At 68.4% G+C, this 21,600-nt stretch carries 20 protein-coding genes; 8 read left to right on the forward strand and 12 right to left on the reverse strand.

Features of this window, described 5'->3' with window-relative positions; translation table 11 throughout:
• Window positions 1-311: tetratricopeptide repeat protein (locus tag VMJ11_RS32070; RefSeq protein WP_325625032.1), on the forward strand; the 311-nt coding region annotated here is incomplete at its 5' end.
• A 112-nt stretch (window positions 312-423) separates the two neighbouring features.
• Here the strand turns inward: VMJ11_RS32070 and VMJ11_RS32075 are convergent.
• The 5 genes from VMJ11_RS32075 to lpxK all read right to left on the reverse strand — a co-directional run bounded on the left by VMJ11_RS32075 (window position 424) and on the right by lpxK (window position 4,638).
• Window positions 424-1,182, reverse strand: a complete 759-nt coding sequence (locus VMJ11_RS32075) for a 3-hydroxyacyl-CoA dehydrogenase (protein WP_325625033.1) — start codon at window positions 1,180-1,182, stop codon at window positions 424-426.
• A gap of 231 nt (window positions 1,183-1,413) precedes the next feature.
• Window positions 1,414-2,076 (reverse strand): adenylate kinase, encoded by a 663-nt coding sequence (adk, locus tag VMJ11_RS32080; RefSeq protein WP_325625034.1) that lies wholly within the window; start codon window positions 2,074-2,076, stop codon window positions 1,414-1,416.
• Window positions 2,077-2,369: 293 nt separating this feature from the next.
• Window positions 2,370-3,173, reverse strand: a complete 804-nt coding sequence (gene kdsB / locus VMJ11_RS32085; protein ID WP_325625035.1) for a 3-deoxy-manno-octulosonate cytidylyltransferase — start codon at window positions 3,171-3,173, stop codon at window positions 2,370-2,372.
• Between the two features lie 198 nt (window positions 3,174-3,371).
• The gene (locus VMJ11_RS32090) at window positions 3,372-3,575 is read right to left on the reverse strand and encodes a Trm112 family protein (RefSeq protein WP_325625037.1); all 204 of its coding nucleotides are present in this window, start codon (window positions 3,573-3,575) and stop codon (window positions 3,372-3,374) included.
• Complete coding sequence (lpxK, locus tag VMJ11_RS32095; protein ID WP_325625039.1) at window positions 3,556-4,638, reverse strand: tetraacyldisaccharide 4'-kinase; 1,083 nt, start codon at window positions 4,636-4,638, stop codon at window positions 3,556-3,558. The genes VMJ11_RS32090 and lpxK overlap by 20 nt, the downstream gene beginning before the upstream one ends.
• 591 nt (window positions 4,639-5,229) lie before the next feature.
• Between lpxK and xseA the strand changes: the two genes are divergently transcribed.
• On the forward strand, window positions 5,230-6,606 hold the full coding sequence (gene xseA, locus VMJ11_RS32100; RefSeq protein WP_325625040.1) for an exodeoxyribonuclease VII large subunit: 1,377 nt from the start codon (window positions 5,230-5,232) through the stop codon (window positions 6,604-6,606).
• Between the two features lie 517 nt (window positions 6,607-7,123).
• On the forward strand, window positions 7,124-7,702 hold the full coding sequence (gene sodB / locus VMJ11_RS32105) for a superoxide dismutase [Fe] (protein WP_325625041.1): 579 nt from the start codon (window positions 7,124-7,126) through the stop codon (window positions 7,700-7,702).
• 134 nt (window positions 7,703-7,836) lie between these two features.
• Here sodB and VMJ11_RS32110 read toward each other — a convergent pair whose 3' ends face one another.
• The gene (locus tag VMJ11_RS32110) at window positions 7,837-8,412 is read right to left on the reverse strand and encodes an isochorismatase family protein (protein WP_325625043.1); all 576 of its coding nucleotides are present in this window, start codon (window positions 8,410-8,412) and stop codon (window positions 7,837-7,839) included.
• A 62-nt stretch (window positions 8,413-8,474) separates the two neighbouring features.
• On the opposite strand from VMJ11_RS32110, the gene VMJ11_RS32115 reads away from it, so the two are divergent.
• Window positions 8,475-9,113 carry a TetR/AcrR family transcriptional regulator gene (locus tag VMJ11_RS32115; protein ID WP_325625044.1) on the forward strand — a complete coding sequence of 213 codons (639 nt, stop codon included), beginning with the start codon at window positions 8,475-8,477 and terminating at the stop codon, window positions 9,111-9,113.
• A gap of 16 nt (window positions 9,114-9,129) precedes the next feature.
• Here the strand turns inward: VMJ11_RS32115 and clpP are convergent, their stop codons facing one another.
• Complete coding sequence (gene clpP, locus VMJ11_RS32120) at window positions 9,130-9,774, reverse strand: ATP-dependent Clp endopeptidase proteolytic subunit ClpP (RefSeq protein ID WP_325625046.1); 645 nt, start codon at window positions 9,772-9,774, stop codon at window positions 9,130-9,132.
• Window positions 9,775-9,985: 211 nt separating this feature from the next.
• Here clpP and VMJ11_RS32125 point away from each other — a divergent pair, with 211 nt between their 5' ends.
• Window positions 9,986-11,098: a sigma-70 family RNA polymerase sigma factor gene (locus tag VMJ11_RS32125; RefSeq protein ID WP_325625047.1), complete on the forward strand. Its 1,113-nt coding sequence runs from the start codon at window positions 9,986-9,988 to the stop codon at window positions 11,096-11,098.
• 1 nt (window position 11,099) lies between these two features.
• On the opposite strand, the gene VMJ11_RS32130 is transcribed toward VMJ11_RS32125, so the two are convergent.
• The 3 genes from VMJ11_RS32130 to VMJ11_RS32140 all read right to left on the reverse strand — a co-directional run bounded on the left by VMJ11_RS32130 (window position 11,100) and on the right by VMJ11_RS32140 (window position 15,663).
• The gene (locus VMJ11_RS32130; protein WP_325625049.1) at window positions 11,100-12,374 is read right to left on the reverse strand and encodes an EAL domain-containing protein; all 1,275 of its coding nucleotides are present in this window, start codon (window positions 12,372-12,374) and stop codon (window positions 11,100-11,102) included.
• A 301-nt stretch (window positions 12,375-12,675) separates the two neighbouring features.
• Complete coding sequence (gene mdtD / locus VMJ11_RS32135) at window positions 12,676-14,118, reverse strand: multidrug transporter subunit MdtD (RefSeq protein ID WP_325625051.1); 1,443 nt, start codon at window positions 14,116-14,118, stop codon at window positions 12,676-12,678.
• A 105-nt stretch (window positions 14,119-14,223) separates the two neighbouring features.
• A complete protein-coding gene (locus VMJ11_RS32140) occupies window positions 14,224-15,663 on the reverse strand; it encodes a PLP-dependent aminotransferase family protein (RefSeq protein WP_325625053.1) in 1,440 nt (479 codons plus the stop codon).
• 217 nt (window positions 15,664-15,880) lie between these two features.
• Here VMJ11_RS32140 and VMJ11_RS32145 point away from each other — a divergent pair, with 217 nt between their 5' ends.
• A complete protein-coding gene (locus tag VMJ11_RS32145; protein WP_325625054.1) occupies window positions 15,881-16,261 on the forward strand; it encodes a DUF2917 domain-containing protein in 381 nt (126 codons plus the stop codon).
• A 63-nt stretch (window positions 16,262-16,324) separates the two neighbouring features.
• Here the strand turns inward: VMJ11_RS32145 and VMJ11_RS32150 are convergent, their stop codons facing one another.
• Window positions 16,325-17,563, reverse strand: coding sequence for a citrate synthase family protein (locus tag VMJ11_RS32150; protein WP_325625056.1), 1,239 nt, complete (start codon window positions 17,561-17,563; stop codon window positions 16,325-16,327).
• A gap of 132 nt (window positions 17,564-17,695) precedes the next feature.
• Here VMJ11_RS32150 and VMJ11_RS32155 point away from each other — a divergent pair, with 132 nt between their 5' ends.
• Window positions 17,696-19,150 (forward strand): CoA transferase, encoded by a 1,455-nt coding sequence (locus VMJ11_RS32155; RefSeq protein WP_325625057.1) that lies wholly within the window; start codon window positions 17,696-17,698, stop codon window positions 19,148-19,150.
• Window positions 19,151-19,187: 37 nt separating this feature from the next.
• On the opposite strand, the gene VMJ11_RS32160 is transcribed toward VMJ11_RS32155, so the two are convergent.
• Window positions 19,188-19,934 (reverse strand): GntR family transcriptional regulator, encoded by a 747-nt coding sequence (locus VMJ11_RS32160; protein WP_325625060.1) that lies wholly within the window; start codon window positions 19,932-19,934, stop codon window positions 19,188-19,190.
• 161 nt (window positions 19,935-20,095) lie between these two features.
• Here VMJ11_RS32160 and VMJ11_RS32165 point away from each other — a divergent pair, with 161 nt between their 5' ends.
• On the forward strand, window positions 20,096-20,941 hold the full coding sequence (locus tag VMJ11_RS32165; protein ID WP_325625061.1) for an aldo/keto reductase: 846 nt from the start codon (window positions 20,096-20,098) through the stop codon (window positions 20,939-20,941).
• The last annotated feature ends 659 nt before the right edge of the window (window positions 20,942-21,600 follow it).

Genomic DNA, 21,600 nt, shown 5'->3' on the forward strand with positions numbered 1-21,600 from the left:
TGCGCATGCTGCTCGAACCGGCCACGCGCCGCGAAATCGTCGCGCGCATGCTGCGCAACCTGAAGGCCGTCTATCTGCAGACCGAGCGCTGGCAACGCCTGCTTGCCATCCAGCAGCGGCTCGTGATCCTGCTGCCCGAGAACATCGAGGAGGTGCGCGACCGCGGCTTCGCCTACGCGCGCCTCGATTACCTGCGCCCCGCGCTGGAAGATCTCGAACACTATCTCGATGAACGCCCCGACGCCGAAGACGCGACCGTCGTCGAATCGCAGTTGCACGAGCTGCGCCAACGTTCGCTCGATAATGACTGAACCCGTGACTGAAGCGCGCAACTGAAGCCCGCCCGGCGCGCGATAAGCGCAGAAGAAAAAACCCGCGATGGATTCGCGGGCTTTTTTTGTTTGCGCGGGGGAGGCCGCAGTTTTACTTCGGCTGCATGCGGATCGCGCCGTCCAGGCGGATCACTTCGCCGTTGAGCATCGGGTTCTCGACGATCTGCTTGACGAGCATCGCATACTCGGCCGGTTTGCCGAGGCGAGGCGGGAACGGCACCATCGCGCCGAGTGCGTCCTGCACTTCCTTGGGCATGCCGAGCAGCATGGGTGTTTCGAAGAGGCCGGGCGCGATCGTCATCACGCGGATGCCGCTACGCGAGAGGTCGCGCGCGATCGGCAGCGTCATCGCGACGACGCCGCCCTTCGACGCGGCGTAGGCTGCCTGGCCGATCTGGCCGTCGTAAGCGGCCACCGAAGCCGTGTTGACGATCACGCCGCGCTCGCCGCCTTCGTTGGGCGCGGTCTGCGCGATGGCGGCCGCCGCGAGGCGGATCATGTTGAACGTGCCGATCAGATTGACCGAAATGGTCTTGGAGAAGGTATCGAGCGGGTGCGGGCCGTCTTTGCCGACCGTCTTCACGGCAGGTGCGATGCCTGCGCAGTTCACGAGACCGCGCAGTGTGCCGAGCGTCGTTGCCGCGGCCACGGCGCGCGCGCCGTCTTCTTCACTCGCGACGTTGCACTTCACGAACGTGCCGCCCAGTTCCTTCGCGAGCGCGTTGCCCGCCTCCTCGTTGAGGTCGGCGATGACGACCTTGCCGCCTTCGGCCGCAATGAGGCGCGCGCTGGCCGCGCCAAGCCCCGACGCGCCGCCGGTGATGAGGAATACGTTGTCGCGGATCTGCATGTCTCGTCTCCTGTCGTTGTGTTCATGCGGCCGCGCATGCGGGCAGCCAGAGCACAGGCAATGCCGGCAAGGCTGACCAGAAACGACGCGGGCCGCCCGGCGCCGCGCTCCTGATGCAATTCAGATGCGCGGCGCCAGCCGGCCCGCAGGCAAACCAGCAAGCATTACCAAGGCCGGCAGGGGGAAGTCCGACGACACCGGACCTTCCCGGCGCCGCCGCCAAGGGATGGCTTACTTGAGCGCTTCGAACACGCGCCCGCGGATCTCGTCGACCGCGCCGAGGCCCGAGATGGCGCGATATTGCGGCGCCTTCAGGCCGTTTTCCTCGCCGCGCTTCGCCCAGTCGCTGTAGTAGGCGATGAGCGGCCTGGTTTGGGCGACATACACGTCGAGACGCTTGCGCACGGTTTCTTCCTTGTCGTCGTCGCGCTGCACGAGCGGCTCGCCCGTCACGTCGTCCTTCATGTCCTCTTTCGGCGGATTGAACTTGACGTGGTACGTGCGGCCCGAAGCCGGGTGCATGCGGCGGCCGCTCATACGCGTGATGATCTCGTCGAACGGCACGTCGATCTCGAGCACGTAGTCGATTGCGACGCCTGCCTGCTTCATCGCCTCGGCTTGCGGCAGCGTGCGCGGGAAGCCATCGAACAGGTAGCCGTTCTTGCAGTCGGGCTCCTTAAGGCGTTCCTTCACGAGATTGATGATGAGCTCGTCGGTCACGAGCTCGCCTGCGTCCATGAATCGCTTCGCTTCGAGGCCAAGCGGCGTACCGGCTTTGACGGCCGCGCGCAGCATGTCGCCCGTCGAGATTTGCGGGATGCCGAACTTCTCCTTGATGAAGCTTGCCTGGGTTCCCTTGCCCGCGCCCGGGGCGCCCAACAGGATCAAACGCATGTGAACAATCTCCGATCTGTGTGAATTCTTGCGGCGCGGCGCCTGCCCCACGTTCATGCTGGGGGCGGCATCGGCGGCGTTCGTGCGTCTCCTCGCCCATACGCTGACGGCCGTCCTGGCACGTGCTGGCGGGGGCGGCGACACGTCCCGCGCGGCTCTCGCCCGATGCGATGAAACGGGGCGGCGCTGCGGGGCGGTGCCGGAAAAAACGGGGAAACCCCGACGCACAAAGGCTTTAGACGGCTCGCGCAAACAATTGATTATGCCATGGGATTTTTGCCCCACGGACGGAATTAAGGCCGGTATAACGCCTGCACGCGTGCAAGGTCGGCGGGGGTGTCGACGCCTGGCGCGGGCGCTTGGGACGTGACGAGCACGGCGATGCGCTCGCCGTGCCACATCGCGCGAAGTTGCTCGAGGGCCTCGACCTGTTCGATCGGCGAATGGGCGAGCGAGGGGTAGGTGCGCAGGAATTTAGCCCGGTAGGCGTACAGCCCGATATGGCGGTAAACGGTCGCAGGGGCCGGTGGGGCGGGCATTGCGGCGAGATCGAGGCGCGCAGGCGACCAGTGCGGCTGCCATGCGTCGCGAGCCCAGGGAATCGGCGCTCGTGAGAAGTAGAGCGCGACGCCGCGCGCGTCGAGCACGACCTTGACGACGTTCGGGCTGAAGATTTCGTCAGGCGCCGTGATGGGGTGCGCGGCGGTCGCGATCGCGCATTCGGGGTGCGCGGCGAGGTGCGACGCAACGTCGCACACGAGCGCCGGGTCGATCAGCGGCTCGTCGCCCTGGACGTTGACCACGATCGTGTCGTCGCTCCAGCCGAAATGCTCGGCGACTTCCGCGAGCCGGTCGGTGCCCGAAGGATGATCGGCACGCGTGAGCACGGCTCCGAAGCCATGTGCGCGGGCGGCGTCGAGCACGCTCTGTGCGTCCGAGGCGATCAGCACCTGCTGCGCGCCCGAATCGCGCGCGCGCTCGGCCACGCGAACCACCATGGGCTTGCCGCCGATGTCGGCGAGCGGTTTGTTGGGCAGCCGCGTGGACGCGAGACGCGCCGGGACGACAGCGATGAAGGGTTGCGCGGGAGCGGTCATGGCCAGTTCGGACAAGGAAGGGAGACGGATCGGGGAAGCGAACACGCGCCGGGGGCGGCGCGCGTGGGTTCGGCAAGCTTCAGCTTCCAGCCGGGAAGACTGGGGGTGCCGCCAGTTGCGCCAATTGCGCCGGTTGCAATAACGCCTGCAATAAAAACTCGGCGCAATGGCCGCTTCGGGCCGCGTGGCCCGCGGGCTTTACGCGGCGCCCGGTCCGAGTGGTTCGACCGGCGTGCCTTCCACGGTTTGACGTGCTTCTTCGACGAGCATGACCGGGATGCCGTCGCGGATCGGGTAGGCGAGCTTGTCGGCGTGACAAATCAATTCCTGCGCCGCGCGGTCATAGCTGAGCGGGCCCTTGCAGATCGGGCAGACCAGGATTTCAAGCAGACGAGCGTCCACGGAGTTTCTCCACAACCAGGGTAATGAGACGATGATCGAGCGCAGCAACCACGGGGACGACCCAGATGCGCTCATCGTTCCAGGCCCCCAATTTTACTGCATCCTTTTCGGTAACCAGGATTGCGTCCGCGACGATGTCGGAGAACGGGTTGGTCGTAAAGGCGTAGTGGTCGGGCAGCGGCATCGTTTGCGGCGCGAGGCCAGCCGCGCGCAGCGTCGCAAAAAAGCGCTCCGGCGAGCCGATGCCGGCCGCCGCCACGATGCGCGGGACGTCCGGCGAACCTTGCGTGCCCTGCGGGCCTGGGCGCGGTGCGGCCGTGCCGGCGGCGAACTGCGCGAGCGGGCGGCGCAGCGCCGGATTCGCGAGATGCCAGGCGTCGCCGGGTTCGAGCTTGAGCGCGAACGTGTTGGGCCAGGGTGGCAGCGTGCGCTCGAACGGGTTGTTGACGAGCGTGGCGTCGCGCTGCCGCGAGAGCGGCTCGCGCAGCGGGCCCGCGGGCAGCAGGAAGCCGTTGCCGCCTAGCCGGTGGTCGAACACCACGAGTTCCACCTCGCGCGCGAGGCGGTAGTGCTGGAGGCCGTCGTCGCTCACGATCACGTCGACGTCGCGATGCGCGCCGCACAGCGCCGTGGCTGCCGCGACGCGATCGGGCGAGACCCACACCGGTACGCCCGTGCGGCGCGCGATAAGCAGTGGTTCGTCGCCCGAGAGGCGCGGGGGCGTGTCCGGCGTGACGGGGGTGGGGCGCTCGACTTTCGCGCCGTAGCCGCGCGAGACCACGCCGGGCGAGAAGCCCGCCGCGCGCAGCGCGTCGACGAGCGCGATCACAGTCGGTGTTTTGCCCGTACCGCCCACGGTCACGTTGCCGACCACCACCACGGGCACGCCGACGCGCACGCTCTTGAGCCAGCCCGCCGCAAAGGCGGCGCGGCGCGCGCCGCTCACGGCGGCGAACACGGCGGCGAGCGGCGTGAGCGCCCAGGCGAGCGCGCCGCGCCGTTGCCACGCGTGCGCGAACTGCGCCTCGAGGCGCGCCTTGAGGCTGGTGGCGGGGCCGTTCATTGGCAAGCCATTTCGAGAACTGCGTGGCAAACCGCACAGCGGCCGGCGAGCGCGCACGAAGCGCCGGGCGCGGGATGCGGGAGGCTGACGGGCAGGGCGGGCATCGGGGCAGTTCTCCGGTTCGAGGTGAGCGTCAAACGGCGCACGGGTGGGCCTGCGTGCGCGACCGCGTTGAGCGTCGGGTGACGCGGCGCGGGCGATCGTGAACCCGGCACTCTAGCGCGGGTCGGCGGCAGGCGGCAAGCTGCCTGTCCGCATGGATCTGTCTTCCGGCGCAGGCCGCGAGACACGTAAAAAAAGTCGATATCTGTGGATAACTTTGTGGAGAAATGGGTGTCGTTGAGGCTGGAGGCCCCATTCTTCGGCCTTTCCATCGGCCTGCAAGCATGTTATGGAGATAAAAATACTTTATAAATCAATTGGTTGCGATGATTTCTCGGCGTTTGCGGGCGATTCACGGTCATCATGACGCATGACGCATACGATGTGGACACTTCGAGGGGCTTGCGGGCCGCGTCTCTTTCGTGCTGGACTGCTGACCCCCGAACGGTCTATCGTCTGTCCGGCTGACGTTTCTCCAACCCCTCTCGCATGCTATCCGACCGATTCTCCGCTTCCTCCGCCCCCTCGGGCGACGTCGTCGTGCCGGTTTCGGCGCTCAACCGGGCGATCGCCTCGATGCTCGAGCGCACGTTCCCGCTCGCATGGATCTCCGGCGAGGTCTCGAATTTCACGCGCGCCGCGAGCGGGCACTGGTACTTCTCGATCAAGGACGCGCAGGCGCAGATCCGCTGCGTGATGTTCCGCGGCCGCGCGCAATATGCCGAATTCACGCCGCGTGAAGGCGACCGCATCGAAGTGCGTGCGCTCGTCACGATGTACGAGCCGCGCGGCGAATTACAACTGAATGTCGAGGCCGTTCGGCGCACGGGCCAGGGCCGCCTCTACGAGGCTTTTCTGCGCCTGAAGGCGCAACTCGAGGCCGAGGGGCTCTTCGACGCCGGGCGCAAGCGCCCGCTGCCCACGCACCCGCGCGCCATCGGCGTGATTACGTCGATGCAGGCGGCCGCGCTGCGTGACGTGCTCACCACGCTGTGCCGCCGCGCTCCCCACGTACCGGTGATCGTCTACCCCGCGCCGGTGCAGGGCGCCGGCTCGGCCGAAAAGCTCACGTCCATGCTCGAAACCGCGAACGCGCGCAACGAAGTCGATGTGCTCGTGCTGTGCCGCGGCGGCGGCTCGATCGAGGACTTGTGGTCGTTCAACGACGAGACGCTCGCGCGCACCATCGCGGCAAGCGCCATTCCCGTGGTGAGCGGCGTCGGGCACGAAACCGATTTCACGATTGCCGATTTCGCCGCCGACGTGCGTGCGCCCACGCCCACCGGCGCGGCCGAGCTCGTGAGCCCGCAGCGCACGCTGCTGCTGCGCGACCTCGACCAGCGCCACGCGGCGCTCGCGCGAGACTTCGGCCGCCTGCTCGAGCGGCGCGCGCAGCAGCTCGACTGGCTGGCGCGCCGGCTCGTCTCGCCCGTCGAGCGGCTCGCGCAGCAGCGCACGCATCTGCGGCAACTGACGATACGCCTCGCAACGGCCGGCTCGCGCGCCGCCGCCGAGGCCCGCGCGCGCCTGAACGTCATGCAGATGCGCTGGCAGCGCGCGCGGCCGGACGCGAGCGCGCAGCGCAGCCAGGTGGAGTCGCTCGGCCGCAGCCTGGATCGCGCCTTCGCGCGCCAGCGCGAGCGCGAGGCCGCGCGCGTTTCGGAGCTGGCGGCGCGCCTCGAAGTGCTGAGCCCGCAACGCACTTTCGAGCGCGGCTATGCTGCGCTGCTCGACGCCCAAAGCGGCGCGGCCGTGCGCTCGCCAGCCGCGCTCAAGCCTGGCAAGCGGCTCACCGTGCACCTCGCGCAGGGCAGCGCCGACGTCGCGCTTGCCGACGTCCAGCCACGACTTGCCGAAGGCTTTTGAGCATCGGCTGCAATCGAGGCACGCAGGCGCGTTGTTTGCTGCGCAGGGGAGCACCGGCGCAGACGGATGGGCTCGCCGACAGGGCGCGAGTTGTGGTCGAGCCGCGGCGGCGCACTTGTCGCCGTCTCGTTGCAGGCAGATGGCGTGCCGGTTACGCGGATGTTGCAACGGGATTGCAGTCGCCTTGCACGCCCGCGACCACGGCATGGATCGAACTGCATGAATGACGCATCACGGATGCGCCGCCGCGCCGTGCGCCCGTATCATCGGGCATCGAAAGCGCTGCTCGAGCGTCGCCGCTTCACGCGGTGACGTTCGCGCGAGCTTTGCAGCACGGCATCATTGAAGCGGGGAATCGGCGTAAAACCACGTGGACGGGCATGCAGAAAAGCCCTGCGCAAACGATGTCCGGCATAAAGGCCGCGCGTTTGCGGGGTTATTCCAAGTCGCCTACAATCGAGTGCTCCATGCCGGTTATCACGCAGAACTCCCCATAACACGACGAAGGAACCGCATCATGTCATTTACGCTCCCGCCGCTGCCGTTCGCGAAGAACGCCCTCGCTCCGCATATGTCGGAAGAGACGCTCGAGTTCCACTACGGCAAGCACCACCAGGCTTACGTTACGAATCTGAACAACCTGATTCCGGGCACCGAGTTCGAGAAGCTCTCGCTCGAAGAGATCGTCAAGAAGTCGTCGGGTGGCGTGTTCAATAACGCGGCCCAGATCTGGAATCACACCTTCTTCTGGAACAGCCTCTCGCCGCAAGGCGGTGGCGCACCGTCGGGGGCGCTCGGCGACGCGATCAATGCGAAGTGGGGTTCCTACGACGCATTCAAGGAAGCGTTCACGAAGGCCGCAGTCGGCAACTTCGGCTCGGGCTGGACGTGGCTCGTGAAGAAGGCGGACGGCTCGCTCGACATCGTGTCGACCAGCAACGCCGCCACGCCGCTCACCACCGACGCGAAGGCACTCCTCACGATCGACGTGTGGGAACACGCTTACTACATCGACTACCGCAACGCGCGTCCGAAGTTCGTCGAAGCGTTCTGGAACATCGTGAACTGGGACTTCGCTGCGAAGAACTTCGCGTAATTCGTAGTAGTCCGTTTCATCGCGCACTTCATAGTGCGCTGCCGCGCCGCGTTTTATTGCAGCGCATGCAAAAAGCCCTCGATGCGAATCGAGGGCTTTTTTGTTTTTGCACGTGCCTCCCGGGCCAGCAGGGCTTACGCGAACGCCGCGATGGTCTCCTGCGTCGAGCGCACGTGACCCATGTGGCGGAACAGCTTCTCGAACGTGAAGTGATGCATTTCCTCGTTCAGACCCGAGGTGGCGTCTTCGACGAAGACGAGCTTGAAGCCGAAATCGAACGCCGCGCGCGCAGTGGATTCGACACCGAAGTTCGTGGCGATGCCGCCGATCACGATCGTGTCGATGCCGCGGCGGCGCAGTTGCTGCTCGAGGTCGGTGCCATAGAACGCGCCCCATTGGCGCTTCGAGACGATCACGTCGCCAGGCTGTGCGCCGATTTCGGGCACGAGTTCGGAGGCTTGTGCCGGTGCGGGCGGCGCGTCGGGCGCGCGCGTCGGTGCGTCGGCGGGTAGTGCGAGAAGTTCGTTCAGCAGCACGCGCACCCAGACGACGGTGCCGCCCTTGGCGCGCAGGGCGTCGGCGAGCGGCCTGGCGTTCGCGACCACCTGTGCGCCGCTATGGGGCGCGACCGGACGGCTCGCGATGCCGTGCTGCAGGTCGATCATCACGAGCGCGGTGGTGCGCGGATTCAGAGAAAGTGCTTGCGTCATGATTCACCTGTATGTGAGGATGGCTTCACATATTATACGAAAATGTGAGGGAGGCTTCAGATATGGCGGCAGACCCGCTCGTGCGCAAGGACGCGCAAACCGGAACCGCACGGCGCGTGCCGCGTCAGGAGCGCGCGGCACGCACCGTGGACGCGCTGCTCGACGCCGCGGGCGAAGCTTTCGCGGAGCGCGGCTTCGAAGCGGCGACGATGACGCAAATCGCGCAGCAGGCGGGCGTGTCGGTCGGCGCGGCGTACCAGTACTTTCCGAATAAGGAAGCACTGGCCCTCGCGCTGCGCAAGCGTTACGGCGACGAGATGGACGCGCGCTGGAGCGCCCTCATCGCGGCGCACGACGACGCGGGCAAGCTGCCGCTCGCGCAGCTCGTCGAGCGCCTTTTCGATCTGATGGTCGATCTGATGCACGACTATCCCGCTTATCTGCCGCTGCTTTCCGTGCCGCTCGGATTCAAGCGCGACGCCGCCGTGCGCAACCTGCTGCGCCAGCGCTTCACGGCGCTTTTCCTGCGCTATCAGCCGGCGCTTTCGGCCGATGAGGCTTATCGCGTCGCCGAGGTCATGCTGCAGGTCATCAAGAGCCTCAATCCACTCTACGCCGCCGCGAAGCCGAAGGAGCGCAAGCTGCTCGTCGCCGAGTACAAGGGGGTGATCGCGGCCTGGCTCGCGGTGCGGCTCGCGTGAGGGAGCGCGCTTCGTTCTAGCGCGGCAGCGGCTCTTCGCGCATAGCCAGCACGCGATCGATCAGACCATAGTCCGCCGCCGCTTGCGCCGACATGAAATTGTCGCGATCGGTGTCGTGTGCGATCTGCGCGATGTCGCGTCCGGTGTGTGCGGCGAGCATCTCGTTCAGGCGCTCGCGCTGGTAGAGAATCTCGCGGGCCTGCAGCTCGACATCGGCGGCGGTACCTTGGCCGCCGCCCGACGGCTGATGGATCATAATGCGTGCGTTTGGCAGTGCGAAGCGTTTGCCCCGTGCGCCCGCTGCAAGCAGAAACGACCCCATGCTGGCCGCGAAACCCGTGCATAGCGTCGAGACATCGGGCTTGATGAACTGCATGGTGTCGTGGATCGCGAGACCGTCGTAGACCGAACCGCCCGGCGAGTTGATGTAGAGGTGGATGTCCTTTTCCGGATTTTCCGCTTCGAGAAAGAGCAGTTGGGCGACCACGAGGCTCGCGTTCTGCTCGCCCACCGGCCCGACGAGGAACACGATGCGCTCGCGCAGCAGGCGCGAGTAGATGTCGTAGGCGCGTTCGCCGCGGCCGGAGGTTTCGATGACGGTCGGAATCAGATCGAGCGCGCTCGGCGGCAATGCTGCATGATGCGGTGCAAAGAGTGGCATGAAAGTCCTCGCGTTTTCCATTGGCGTTGGCGGCGCGATTGCGCAGCCGTTTTCCATGACGCCCGGCGCGGTCGCCGCGTGACGAAAATTTTTTCGTGCGCAGCTGTCACGCCGGCGCCTTGCCGGACGTCATGGGAGGAACGGGCGGCCGCTCGCGCCGCCCGGCACGTGAGTCGCGCAGCGAAAGACGCAAGGCCAAGGAGCAAGGCGAATGACGCAGGCAATCGAAGCAACGAATCTGGATGACGCTGTTCGCGCAGGTCGCGCCGCGCACGATGACGCCGTGGCCCCTGCCGAGGTCGAATTCGGGGCGCAAGAGCTGGCGTGGACCGAAGCGCGCCGCGCGGCCGCCTTCGCCGAGGCGCGCGGGCGGCTTCTCGCGCTGGCCGCGCGCGTGCTGGGCAGCCGCGCAGAGGCCGAAGACGTCGTGCAGGACGCGTGGTTCCGCTGGCGCGACGCCGACGCGCAGGCCGTCCGCACGCCGCAGGCGTGGCTCGCCACGGTTACGGTGCGGCTCGCGATCGACCGGCTGCGGCGCTTGCGTCGCGAGAGCGCGGGCGAACACGAGGCCGCGTGGCTCGACGACGCTGCGCCTTCCGCAGAGGAAGCGGGCTTGCGCGCCGCACGGCTCTCCGACGCGCTGCTGCTCCTGCTGGAGAGGCTAGGGCCGCTCGAGCAGGCGGTGTTCGTGCTGCGCGAGGGCTTCGACTGCGACTATGCGCAGATCGCCGCGCTCACCGGCTGCACGCTCGCGCACTGCCGCCAGATCGTCCGGCGCGCGCGCCTGCGGCTCGCGCGCGAGGCCGCGCCGCAGGCGGTTGCGGTGGTCAAGGCGCGGCATGTGCGCACGGTGGAGCGTCTGCGCGACGTGCTGCATGCGCAGGACCGCGCGGGGTTGCTGGATCTGCTTGGCGTAACCGCTACGGCATTGGTCGCCGTGAGCGCCGCCGGCGTTGCCAGCGGCTGCGCCACGCATGAAGCGTCTGCCGCGAGCATGCTGCGCGCCGAGGCGCTCGCGCTGGGCGGTGAGCCGGGTGTGGCGCTCGTGGCGCACGACGGAGAACTGGCGGCGTGGTTGCACGTGCATGCCGACCAGGGCGGCGGGTTCGAACCGGTCGTGTGTGTTGCCGCGCTGGATGCTGCGAGCGTGATCTGGGCGGCCAATCGACTGTTCGGCGGCGAGGCCGTGCGCAAGCTGCTTGCCCGGCTCGCGGCGGCAGACGGCGCAGCGTGCGTTGCGACGTCTCGCGTCGGCGACGTCGCGCCCGCTACGCAAGCTTGCGCGACGACGCTCGCGCAAGCGCAAGCGCTCGTCGTCGCGTGACCTAGCCGCGCTGCGCGGCCGCTTCCCAGTTGATGTCGACGCAGAGCACCAGCAAGCCGCGCGGCGTTTGCGCGGCGACCGATGCGGTGACGCACAGGTGCGCCTCGTTGATCGAAAGATAGGGCGGCGTGAACTGCGCGCGGCCTGGCGACTTCATCGCGCCGATGAAGTACGGCCGGCGCTCCCAGCTCGCGCCCTCGGAGTGCAAAAGCGGGCGGAAGCGCTTGGCGCGTTGCGTCGTGCGACCCTCGGGCAGTACGTTGTCGCCGATCTGCCGGCCCGATGCATCGAGCAGGAAGCAGCGCGCCGTTTCGTTCAGGCCGAGCAGCGGCAGCGTGGCGTCGGCCATGTTCGCGCCCTCGGCAAGCTGCTTGGCGGCCGCCTCGATTGCGCTCACGTACGGCGCGAGGCGCTCCGACTGTGCCCGCTCGCGCGCGGCAACGCGCTCGCGCAGGCGCGCGGAAAGATCGTCCATCAACTGCGCGGTCCTGGCCGGCGGCACCGGCTCGACGTCGGGCCGCGCGAAATACGCGCCCTGCACGAAATCGGCATTGCTTTCCAGGGCGATCAGCGCGTCGCGCTCGGTCGCAAGTCCGCCCACCAGCACGAGCTGACCCGACTCGTGCAGCATCGAGACGAGCCCCGGCAGCACGCGCTCGATATGCGCGTAGCGGCTCGCCTGGGCGAGCAGGCTGCGGTCGAGCGTGACGATGTCGGGCCGCAGCTGCCACACGCGGTCGATGTTCGAATGCTTGGCGCCGAAGCCGTCGAGCGCGATCACGAAACCCGCCTTGCGCAGCCCGTCGATGATTTCCGCGAAGCGCGAATTCTCTCCTCCCGCCTGCTCCGACACTTCGAGCACGACGCGCTGCGGCTGCAGGGCGAGCGCCTTGAGGCCGGCGAGCAGGGCGTCGCTGTAGCTCATGTCCATCAGCGCGGCCGGATGCAGGCTCAGAAAGAGCCATTCGTCATGCGAATCGAACGCGTTGAAGTTGCCGAGGTGCAGCGATTCCGCGAGGCGCCCGAGTTCGAGCAGGTCGCCACGACGCGCCGCCTGCGTGAAGACCTCCTGCGACGGCACCTGCTGGCCCTGCTCGTCGTGCGCGCGCAGCGACGCGTGATAGCCGATCGCGCGCCGGTGCGCAACCGAGAACACGGGCTGGAACACGCTGAAGACGGTATAGCCGCCGTACAGCACGGTGCGGCGGGCGCCTTCGACGCCCGCGATGGGGCGTGACTGGTAGCCGGGGGGATCGAGGTCGATCATGCTGGTCATGTTGTTTCGATGTCGCGCGTGGTGGGCGGAACGCGTGAGTGTTCAAGTTTACAGGATAGGACAGCAAAAAGTATGCGAGCCCCGCTTCCTGCGGACCTGGCCCTTGCGCGCTCGCGCGCGGGTCTTCGCGTTGGTGCGTGAGGTCGGCGCCGACGCTCGCGGCGCACGGCCGCGAGGCGCACGATGCACCTTCGCGGTGCGCGGCCCGGCGATGAGTGGCGGCAACGAGTGGCGGCAACGAGGGGCGGCAACGAGGGGCGGCGAAATCCTCGGCGGCCGGCGGCAATGCCCGCCGACTTCGTCAGGTCCGCTCGGACGGATCGGTCTTTTTCGCGGTGCGCCGCAGGTCGGGCGAGAGCTGCCCGAAGATCCACGACGACGCCGCCGTGATGATGCCCACGCAGATGAACGTCGCGTGGAACGCAGGAATCACGTTCGACCCGGTCATATGGCCGATGAGCCCCGTGAAGGTCGTGAGCAGCGCGCCCGCGACGGTCACGCCAAGGCTCATCGAGAGCATCTGCACAAGCGAGAACAGGCTGTTGCCGCTGCTCGCACCCCCCATGCCGAGGTCCTTGAGCGTGAGCGTATTCATGGCCGTGAACTGCATCGAGTTCACGCCGCCGAACAGCGCGAGCTGCACGATGCGCAGCCAGAGCGGCTCGCCGGGCGTCGAAAGCGCGAAGCTCGCCATCACGAGGCCCACGAGCACGGTGTTCGAGACGAGGACGCGGCGGTAGCCGTAGCGCATGATGAGATACGTCACGAGCCGCTTCGAGAACATGCCCGCGGCGGCCGTGGGCAGCATCATGAGGCCCGCCTCGAAGGCCGTGTAGCCGAGCGCCACCTGCAGCAGCAGCGGGATCAGGTAGGGCATGGCGCCGCTGCCGATGCGCGCGAACAGGTTGCCGAGCAGCCCCACGCTGAAGGTGTGGATCTTGAAGAGGTCGAGCGAGAAGATCGGCTGCGGCGTGCGCACCGCGTGCAGGCCGTAGGCGACGAAGGCGGCGAGCGAGAGGATCAGCAGCACGAGCACGGTGGCGTGCTGGATGCCGAGTTCGGAGTGTCCGTCGAGCGCGAACGAGATCGCCACCATGCCGATGACGAGCAGCAGGTAGCCTGGCAGATCGAAGCGGGCCGTGTCGGGGTTGCGGCTGTCGGGCATGAAGATGAAGGTGGCGACGCAGCCCACCACGCCCACCGGTACGTTGATGAGAAAGATCCAGTGCCACGAGGCGATCTGCACGAGCCAGCCGCCGAGCGTCGGGCCGATGAGCGGACCGATCAGGCCCGGAATCGCCACGAACGAGAGCGCGGGCAGATAGCGCTCGGCGGGAAACGTGCGCAGCACGGCAAGCCGCCCGACCGGCAGCAGCATGGCGCCGCCCACGCCTTGCGCGATGCGCGAGAGCACGAGCTGGTTGAGCGTATGGGCGCTCGCGCACAACAGCGAGCCAACTGTGAAGACGAGAATCGCGCCGAGGAACACGCGCCGCGTGCCGAGCTTGTCCGCGAGCCAGCCCGATACCGGAATCATCACGGCCATCGTGAGCGAATACGCGATCACGACTGATTGCATGCGCAACGGTAATTCGCCGAGGCTCCTCGCCATCGCCGGCAACGCCGTGTTGACGATGGTCGAATCGAGGGTCTGCATGAAGAAGCCGGTGGCGACGAGCCACAGCATCACGGACAACGAGCGCGCGGACGGGTTGGTGCTGGACGGAGCGGAGGGTGCGGACATGGGCGAGGAGTGGGTGCGCAGGCAAGCGCCATTGTAGGGAAAACGGCGTGCGCGCGCGCAGACAGAAGGCGGCCCTGTCTTGCACGCCTGCCGCGCGGCCCGCGCTTACTCTTTGAGCCGCGCCGCAGCCGCGAAAAACGCCTGGGCGCGCGGATCGAGCGTGAGCGCCACGTTGATGCGGATCCACGGGCTCGACTCGCCGTGCGGGCGGAAGTGGCTGCCTGGCGAGACCGTCACGCCGAGCGGCTCGCCGCACACCGCGAGCCGCGCCGAATCCTCGATGTGCGGCACGCGGGCCCAGACGAACTTGCCGCCGGCCTGCGCGTAACCGCGCGCCGCCGGCGCCGTGGCGGGGTCGCCGAACAGTTGCCAGCCGTGCGCTTCGAGCGTGCGGGCTGCCGTGCCTTGCGCCTCGGCGATGCGCCGGCGCAGCCGCTCGAGGTACTTGCGGTACGCGCCGCGCTCGAGCAGCGTGGTGGCGACGGCCTGCGTGAAACGCGAGCCGCTGATGGTGGTGAGCGCCTTGATCGCCGCGAGATCGCGCATGATTGCCGGGCTGCCCACGACGTAACCCACCCGCAGCGCCGAGGAGAGCGTTTTCGAGAGGCCGCCCACGTACACCACATGCTCGAACTGGTCGAGTGCCGCGAGCCGGTCGGTGGGGTCGGCCTGGAAATCGGCATAGATGTCGTCCTCGACGATCGTGAAGCGGTGCTCGCGCGCGAGTTGCAGCAGCCGGAACGCGACGGGCGGCGAGATCGTCGTGCCGGTCGGGTTGTGGAAGACGGTGTTGACGAAGAACGCGCGCGGCCGGTGCTCGGCGAGCATTGCGTGCAGATGATCGAGATCGGGGCCGCTCGACGTGCGGCGGATGCCCACGAGGCGCACGCCGTGCAGCTTGAGCAGGCCATACAGGTTGTAGTAGCCGGGATCCTCGACGAACGCCGTGTCGCCGGGCTTGAGCATGTAGCGCATGAGCAGGTCGAGGCCCTCGCTCGCGCCTTCGGTGATCAGGATCTGCTGTGCGTCGGCCACGATGCCGAGCGGCGCGAGCCGGTTGCGCAGATGCTCGCGCAGCGTGGCGTCGCCGGCCGGCGTGCCGTAGTCGACGAGGCTCGACACGTCGGTGCGCGAGACATGGCGGATCGCCTGGCCGAGCGCGTCGACGTCGCGCCATGCCTGCGGGATCGAGCCGCTGTCGAGCTGCAGCGTCTCGTCGGGACGCTCGAACTGGCTGAGCAGGTGGCCCGATTCGTCGGCGGCATTCGAGACGTCGCAGGTGCCCATGCCGGATAGCCCCGCGCGCGCGTACTCGCTCACGTAGAAGCCCGAGCCGTGCCGCGAATCGAGATAGCCGAGCGAGACGAGCCGGTCGTAGGCCTCGATCACGGGGAAGCGGCTGATGGCGTAGTCGGCTGCGAACTGGCGGATCGACGGCAGGCGCGCGCCGGGATGCGCGGCGCGCGAGCGGATCCACGTCTGCACGCCGGTGACGATCTGGTCGGTGAGCGGCACGTCGCTCGTGCGGTCGAGTTCGAGTTTCATCCGGGTCTCGCGTTGGGTTGCGGTTCGAAGCGGGCGGGGCGTGACTGTCCGGTTTTTTGGCTGCACAGTTCTGAGTGAACTGTTCGGAACTGTGCATGGGACCGTGCGTCACTGATCGCAATAATGCTCCTACCGGGAAGGCGCTTCAAGTCGCTTGAAAGTGCTCTTCCGGGGGCCGTCCGAGCCCATCGGCGGCCGGTCTGCAAGGAGCACGGCGATGCGCGAAATCCGAATCTTCGAACTGGAACACGGCGAGCCCGTCGAAACGTGGCGGCTCGCGCAGGCAATGCAATTGCACGTGAGCGAAGGCGAGCTGTGGCTCACGATCGCGGGCGACGCCGGCGACTACTGGCTGCGCGCCGGCGAGTCGATCGACCTGATGGCCGGTGTGCGCGTGCACGTGAGCGCGGGCCGGGAGGGCGCGCGTTTCGTGCTCGCGCTGGGCGGCGCGACGGCTGAGGCGCCGGCGTGGGCGCTCGCCCCGGGGGCGGCGGCCCACGCACGAGCGACGGGTTCGCGCGGCTTCGCTGCACGCGTGGGAGAGGCGTTGCGCGCCTGGGCGCAGCGCGGGCAGTGGGGCGCGCGGGCGGCGGGTTGAGCCACGCTGAGCCAGTCTGAGCGCGCGAGCGGTGCTTTTCGCTGGCGGCGAATTTGCGGTTCGCTATGCCACGTGCCCCATCGCGCCTGCCATTTCCCCCACATAGCGTGCGCGCGGACGGATCAGCCGCCCATCGGCCGTCTGCTCCATTGCGTGCGCGATCCAGCCCGTCACGCGGCCCGCGGCGAACAGCGTGAACGCCGCGCCGCGCGGCAGCCCGAGCACGCGCTCGATGGCGGCGAGCGCGTAGTCGAGCGTCGGCCGCGCGCCGCTCGTCTGCGCCACGGTCTGCGCGAGTGCGTCGACTTCGTCCATCGGTGAGCGCGCCGGCGCGCGCTGCGCGAGCAGGTCGAGCAGCAGGCGCGCGCGCGGATCGCCATCGGGATAGAGCGGATGACCGAAGCCGCAGAGCGGGGGCGCCGTGCCGCGCTCGTCGGGCGCAAGACGCGCGGCCAGATAGCGATGCAGATCGTCGGCGCGCGCGGCTTCGTCGAAGAGCGCGGCAACGCGCGTGGTCTCGCCGCCATGCCGCGGACCCGCGAGCGCGGCGAGGCCGCCGGTCGCCGCGCCGAACAGATGCGTGCCGGTGGAGGTGATGCAGCGCACCGTGAACGTCGAGGCATTGAGCTCATGGTCCGCGCATAGCACGAGCGCCGCGCGCAGCAGATCAGTTTGCGCGCGCGAGCGCACGCCCCATGCCTCGCCGAGCTGGCGGTGCAGCGGCTCGTTCGACTGCGAAGACGAAACCAGCGCCGCGGCAAGCAGGCGCATGAGCATCGCGCCGGTGTCGAGTTGCGCGTCGCGGCCCTGCGCCCAGATGCGCGGCATCTGGGCGGCGGCGGCGGGCAGCAGCACGAGCGCGCGTTCGAGCGGCGTGTACGCACTCCAGATCTTTAGCCATGCCGACCACTGGGCCGCCCCGATGGGGGCCTCCGGCGCCTGGATAATGCGGCGCGGCGGGCATTGCCAGAGCAGCGCCGCGACCTCCTCGAGCGAGGCGTGGCGCGCGAGCGCGATGGCGTCTTCGCCGCGATAGTAGAGCTTGCCGTCGGCGATCAGCGTGATCGACGATTCGAGCACCGGCACGCCCCAGTCGAGCACCTTCTGTGCGACCTTGCCCGCGCGCTTGCCGTCGGCTTTGCGGCGCGCGAGGCGGCGCACCTCGGCGGCGTCGTAGCGGTTGTTGCGGCCATCGGGCGAGGGCGCGGAGGCGATGAGCCCGCGGCTCACGTAGGCGTAGAGCGTGGCCCGGCTGATGCCGAGCGCGGTAGCGGCCTCGGCCGCGGTCATATAGCTGGACATGGTGGCTCGCCTCGCGCAAGCGAAGAAATCAATCTATGTTGATCATCATAATCAAGATTGATTCGGAATTCGAGCGGCGCGACGATCCGTGACACGACCTCAGTCTTTTCCTTCACAAAGGGACATCACACCATGACGCCACGCGACGCGCTCGAACACCTCTGGATGCTGGCCGGCTGCGATAGTGCCGCGCTCGACCGGCTCGACATCCAAGGCGACGATCCGGGCCTGCCCTCGATCTTCCGCGTGGGCACGCTCGCGGCAGCGAGCATCGGCGCGGCGGGGCTCGCGGCGGCGCAGATGCACGCGCTGCGCACGGGGCGCGCGCAGCGCGTGGCGATCGACGTGCGCCGCGCGCTCGCGGCGTTTCGCAGCGAGCGCTATCTGAGCGTGGACGGCAAGCCGCCAACCGAACTGCGTCACCCCGTGACGGGCCATTTCCCGACCGGCGACGGCCGCTGGATCCAGCTGCATGCGAACTTCCCGCATCACCTCGCGGGCATCCTGCGCGTGCTGCAATGCGCTGACGACCGCGAAGCCGTGGCGCGCGCGATCCTCGGCTGGGAGGGCGCGGCGCTCGACGACGCGCTCGCGAGCGCGGGGCTGTGCGCGGCACTCGTGCGTGCACCGCGCGAATGGGCCGCGCATGAGCAGGCGAAGGCGGTGGCGAGCCTGCCGCTCTTCGAGATCGAGCGCATCGGCGATGCTCCGCCCGAGGCGCCGCGCGCGGCTGGCGCGGCAACGGACGGGGCGAAAGCGGGTACGCGAGCGCTCGAAGGCGTGCGTGTGCTCGACCTCACGCGCATCATCGCGGGACCGGTGGCCGGACGCACGCTCGGGCAGCACGGCGCGGACGTGCTGCTCATCAACGGTCCGCATCTGCCGAACATCGCGCCGCTCGTGATCGACAACGGGCGCAGCAAGCGCTCGGCCACACTCGACTTGCGCGACGAAACCGCGCGCGAGCGGCTGCGCGCGCTCGTGCGCGACGCCGACGTGTTCGTGCAGGGCTACCGGCCCGGCGCGCTCGCCGCGCACGGATTCGCGCCCGAAACGCTCGCGCAGTTGCGGCCCGGCATCGTGTGCGTGTCGATCAGCGCGTACGGGCACCGCGGGCCATGGCGCGAGCGGCGCGGCTTCGACAGCCTCGTGCAGTCGGCGAGCGGCATCGTGTGGGCCGAGAGCGTTGCGTCCGCGAAGGCGGGCAACGGCGGTGCCGAGGGCGCGCAGCCATTCGTGAAGGCCCGGCCGCTGCCTTGCCAGGCGCTCGATCATGCGACCGGCTACCTCGCGGCGTTCGGCGCGATGGTCGCGCTCGCGCGGCGCATGCGCGAAGGCGGCAGCTGGCATGTGCGTCTTTCGCTCGCGCAAACGGGCCGCTGGCTACAGACGATGGGCACGCTCGAAGACGGCCAGCGTGCGCCCGAGGTGAGCGCCGCCGATATCGCCGATTGCCTCGAAGAGATGGATTCGCCGTTCGGACGCGTGCGCGCGGTGGCGCCCGCCGAACGGCTCGAGCTCACGCCGCCCTTTCACGCGCGCCCACCGGTGCCGATCGGCACCGATGCGCCGGTGTGGATCGTCTGAGTGCAGCCTGGGGCCGCGGCCTCAGCCGACCACGTACCTACTTGCGCAGTTCGGCGACGAAATCGTAATAATCGTTGCGGCAGTAGGTATCGGTGAGCTCGATGGCGCGCTGGTCGGCGGTGTACCCCACGCGCGTGATGAGCAGCAGCGCTTCGTTGGGCACGATGCTCATCTGCCGCGCGATTTCCTCGCTCGCGTTCACGGCGCGAAAGTGCTGCAGCGCGCGCACGATCGCGAGGCCGCGCTGCTCGAGGAAGCTATAGAGCGAGTCGCCGATCGCGCTCGGGTCGGGAATCAGCGCGGCGGGGAAGGTGGAGTTCTCGACGGCCATCACGATGCCGTCCGCGAGGCGCAGGCGCTTGAGCCGCGTGACGGCCGCAGCGGGCGAGAGGCCGAGCTGAATCACCTCGTCGCGGCTCGCCGGCTGGATCTCGCGCGAGATCCAGCGCGAGCTCGGCGTGAAGCCACGTTGACGCAGCATCTCGCTGAAGCTCGTGAGGCGCGAGAGCGGGTCTTCGTAGCGCGGCGTGATGAAGCTGCCTGCGCCCTGGGTGCGGCGAATCAGGCCTTGCTCGACGAGCAGCGCGATCGCCTTGCGCGCCGTGATGCGCGAAACGCCGAGAGCGTCCGCGAGCACGCGCTCGGAAGGCAGCGCTTCGCCAGCGTTCCAGCGATTGTCGTGAATCGCGACGCTCAGCTTGCGCGCGAGCTGCAGATAAAGCGGGGTGTCGTTGTCCGGGTCCGGGCGCAGGTCGCGCCAGCGGTCTTCTGTGGGTGCGTTCATGGGAGGCAGGCATGAAAGGCGAACGGCAATTTTATGACATCGGCGTGCGAACAAGGTAATGAACAGCTTGCGTCGGTGCGTATGACCGCATAGCGTGCGAGGCGATACACTGGTCGCTCGATTTGCAGGCCGCGCCGCCGCAGCGGGCGCAAAGGGAGATCATGACGACCGATATTGCCAGCGTTGCATTGCCGGACGGTGAACGCATTCCGAAGCTCGGGCAGGGCACGTGGGAGATGGGTGAGAGCCGCGCGCAGCGCGCCACGGAAATCGCCGCGTTGCGTGAAGGCGTCGCGCTCGGCATGACGCTCATCGACACCGCCGAGATGTACGGCGACGGCGCGACTGAGCGGCTTGTCGGCGAGGCCTTGCAGGGCCTGCGCGACAAGGTGTTTCTCGTGAGCAAGGTGTATCCGCACCATGCGAGCCGCAGCGGTGTGGTGCGCGCGTGCGAGGCGAGCCTCAAGCGCCTTGGCACTGATCGGCTCGATCTCTACTTGCTGCACTGGCGCGGCGGGGTGCCGCTCGAGGAGACCGTGGAAGGCTTCGAGGCGCTCGTGCGCGCGGGCAAGATCCGCCACTGGGGCGTGAGCAACTTCGACACCGACGACATGGTCGAGCTTTTCGCGACGCCGGGCGGCGACGTGTGCGCGACCAACCAGATCCTCTACAACGTCGCGCGGCGCGGGCCCGAATTCGATTTGCTGCCGTGGAGCGCCGAGCATCGCATGCCGGTGATGGCGTATAGCCCTGTCGATCACGCGCGGCTGCCGCGGCGCTCGCCACTCGACGATATCGCTCATGCGCACGGCGTGTCGGTCTATCGCGTGGCGATGGCTTGGGTGCTTCGTCAGAGCGGCGTGTGCGCGATTCCAAAGGCCGCGCGTGTGGAGCACGTGCGCGACAATCGCGCCGCGCTCGATCTCGTGCTGGCTGTCGACGAATGCGCGGCGCTCGACGCTTATTTCAAGCCGCCGCGCGGCAAGCGTGCGCTGGAAATGCTGTAGCGGACGAGGCGCGCCGCGTCAGGGTGTGCGACGGCGTATCGAGAGCAGGCAAGCCGCGTGGCCGCGCGGGCCCGAAGCCGCGCGCGTCGCGCAACCGGCAGCCGGCTCCGGGCGGCGGGCCCCGGCCGGGGGACCGGGACGCCGCCGCCGATGCCAGGACTGGCGCGCATGGCCATCGCGCCAGATCGGGGTGGCTGCGGCAGCTCGCCTGCACCGCCGTGCAGGTTCAATGACCGCTGCCATGGCCGCCACCGTGGCCGCCGCCGTACCCGCCGCCCGGGCCGCCCGACGGTCCACCCTTGCCGAATCCTCCTCCGGGGCCGCCCCCGAAGCCGCCGAAACCTCCGCCGAATCCGCCCGCAGCGCTTCCCGACGGTCCGCTTGCCGACGCACCGTGGCTGCCGCAACCACAGCCGCTCGATTTGCCACCGCCGTTGTTTGTGCCGCTGTTGTTACCACTGCTGTTGCTACCACTGGTGTTGCTACCACTGCGGTCGCTACCACCGCTGCTGCCGCTACCACCGCTGCTGCCACTACTACCGCTGCCAGCGTTGCTGCTACCGCCTTTCCCGCCGCCGGAATTGCTCGAGCCGCCACTCGACCCGCTTGGGCCCGTTCCGCCTGCGCCGGAGCTGCCGCTGCGAGCAGGTCCCGCCGCG

It is taken from the genome of Paraburkholderia sp. (assembly GCF_035501035.1).
Classification (GTDB): Bacteria; Pseudomonadota; Gammaproteobacteria; order Burkholderiales; family Burkholderiaceae; genus Paraburkholderia.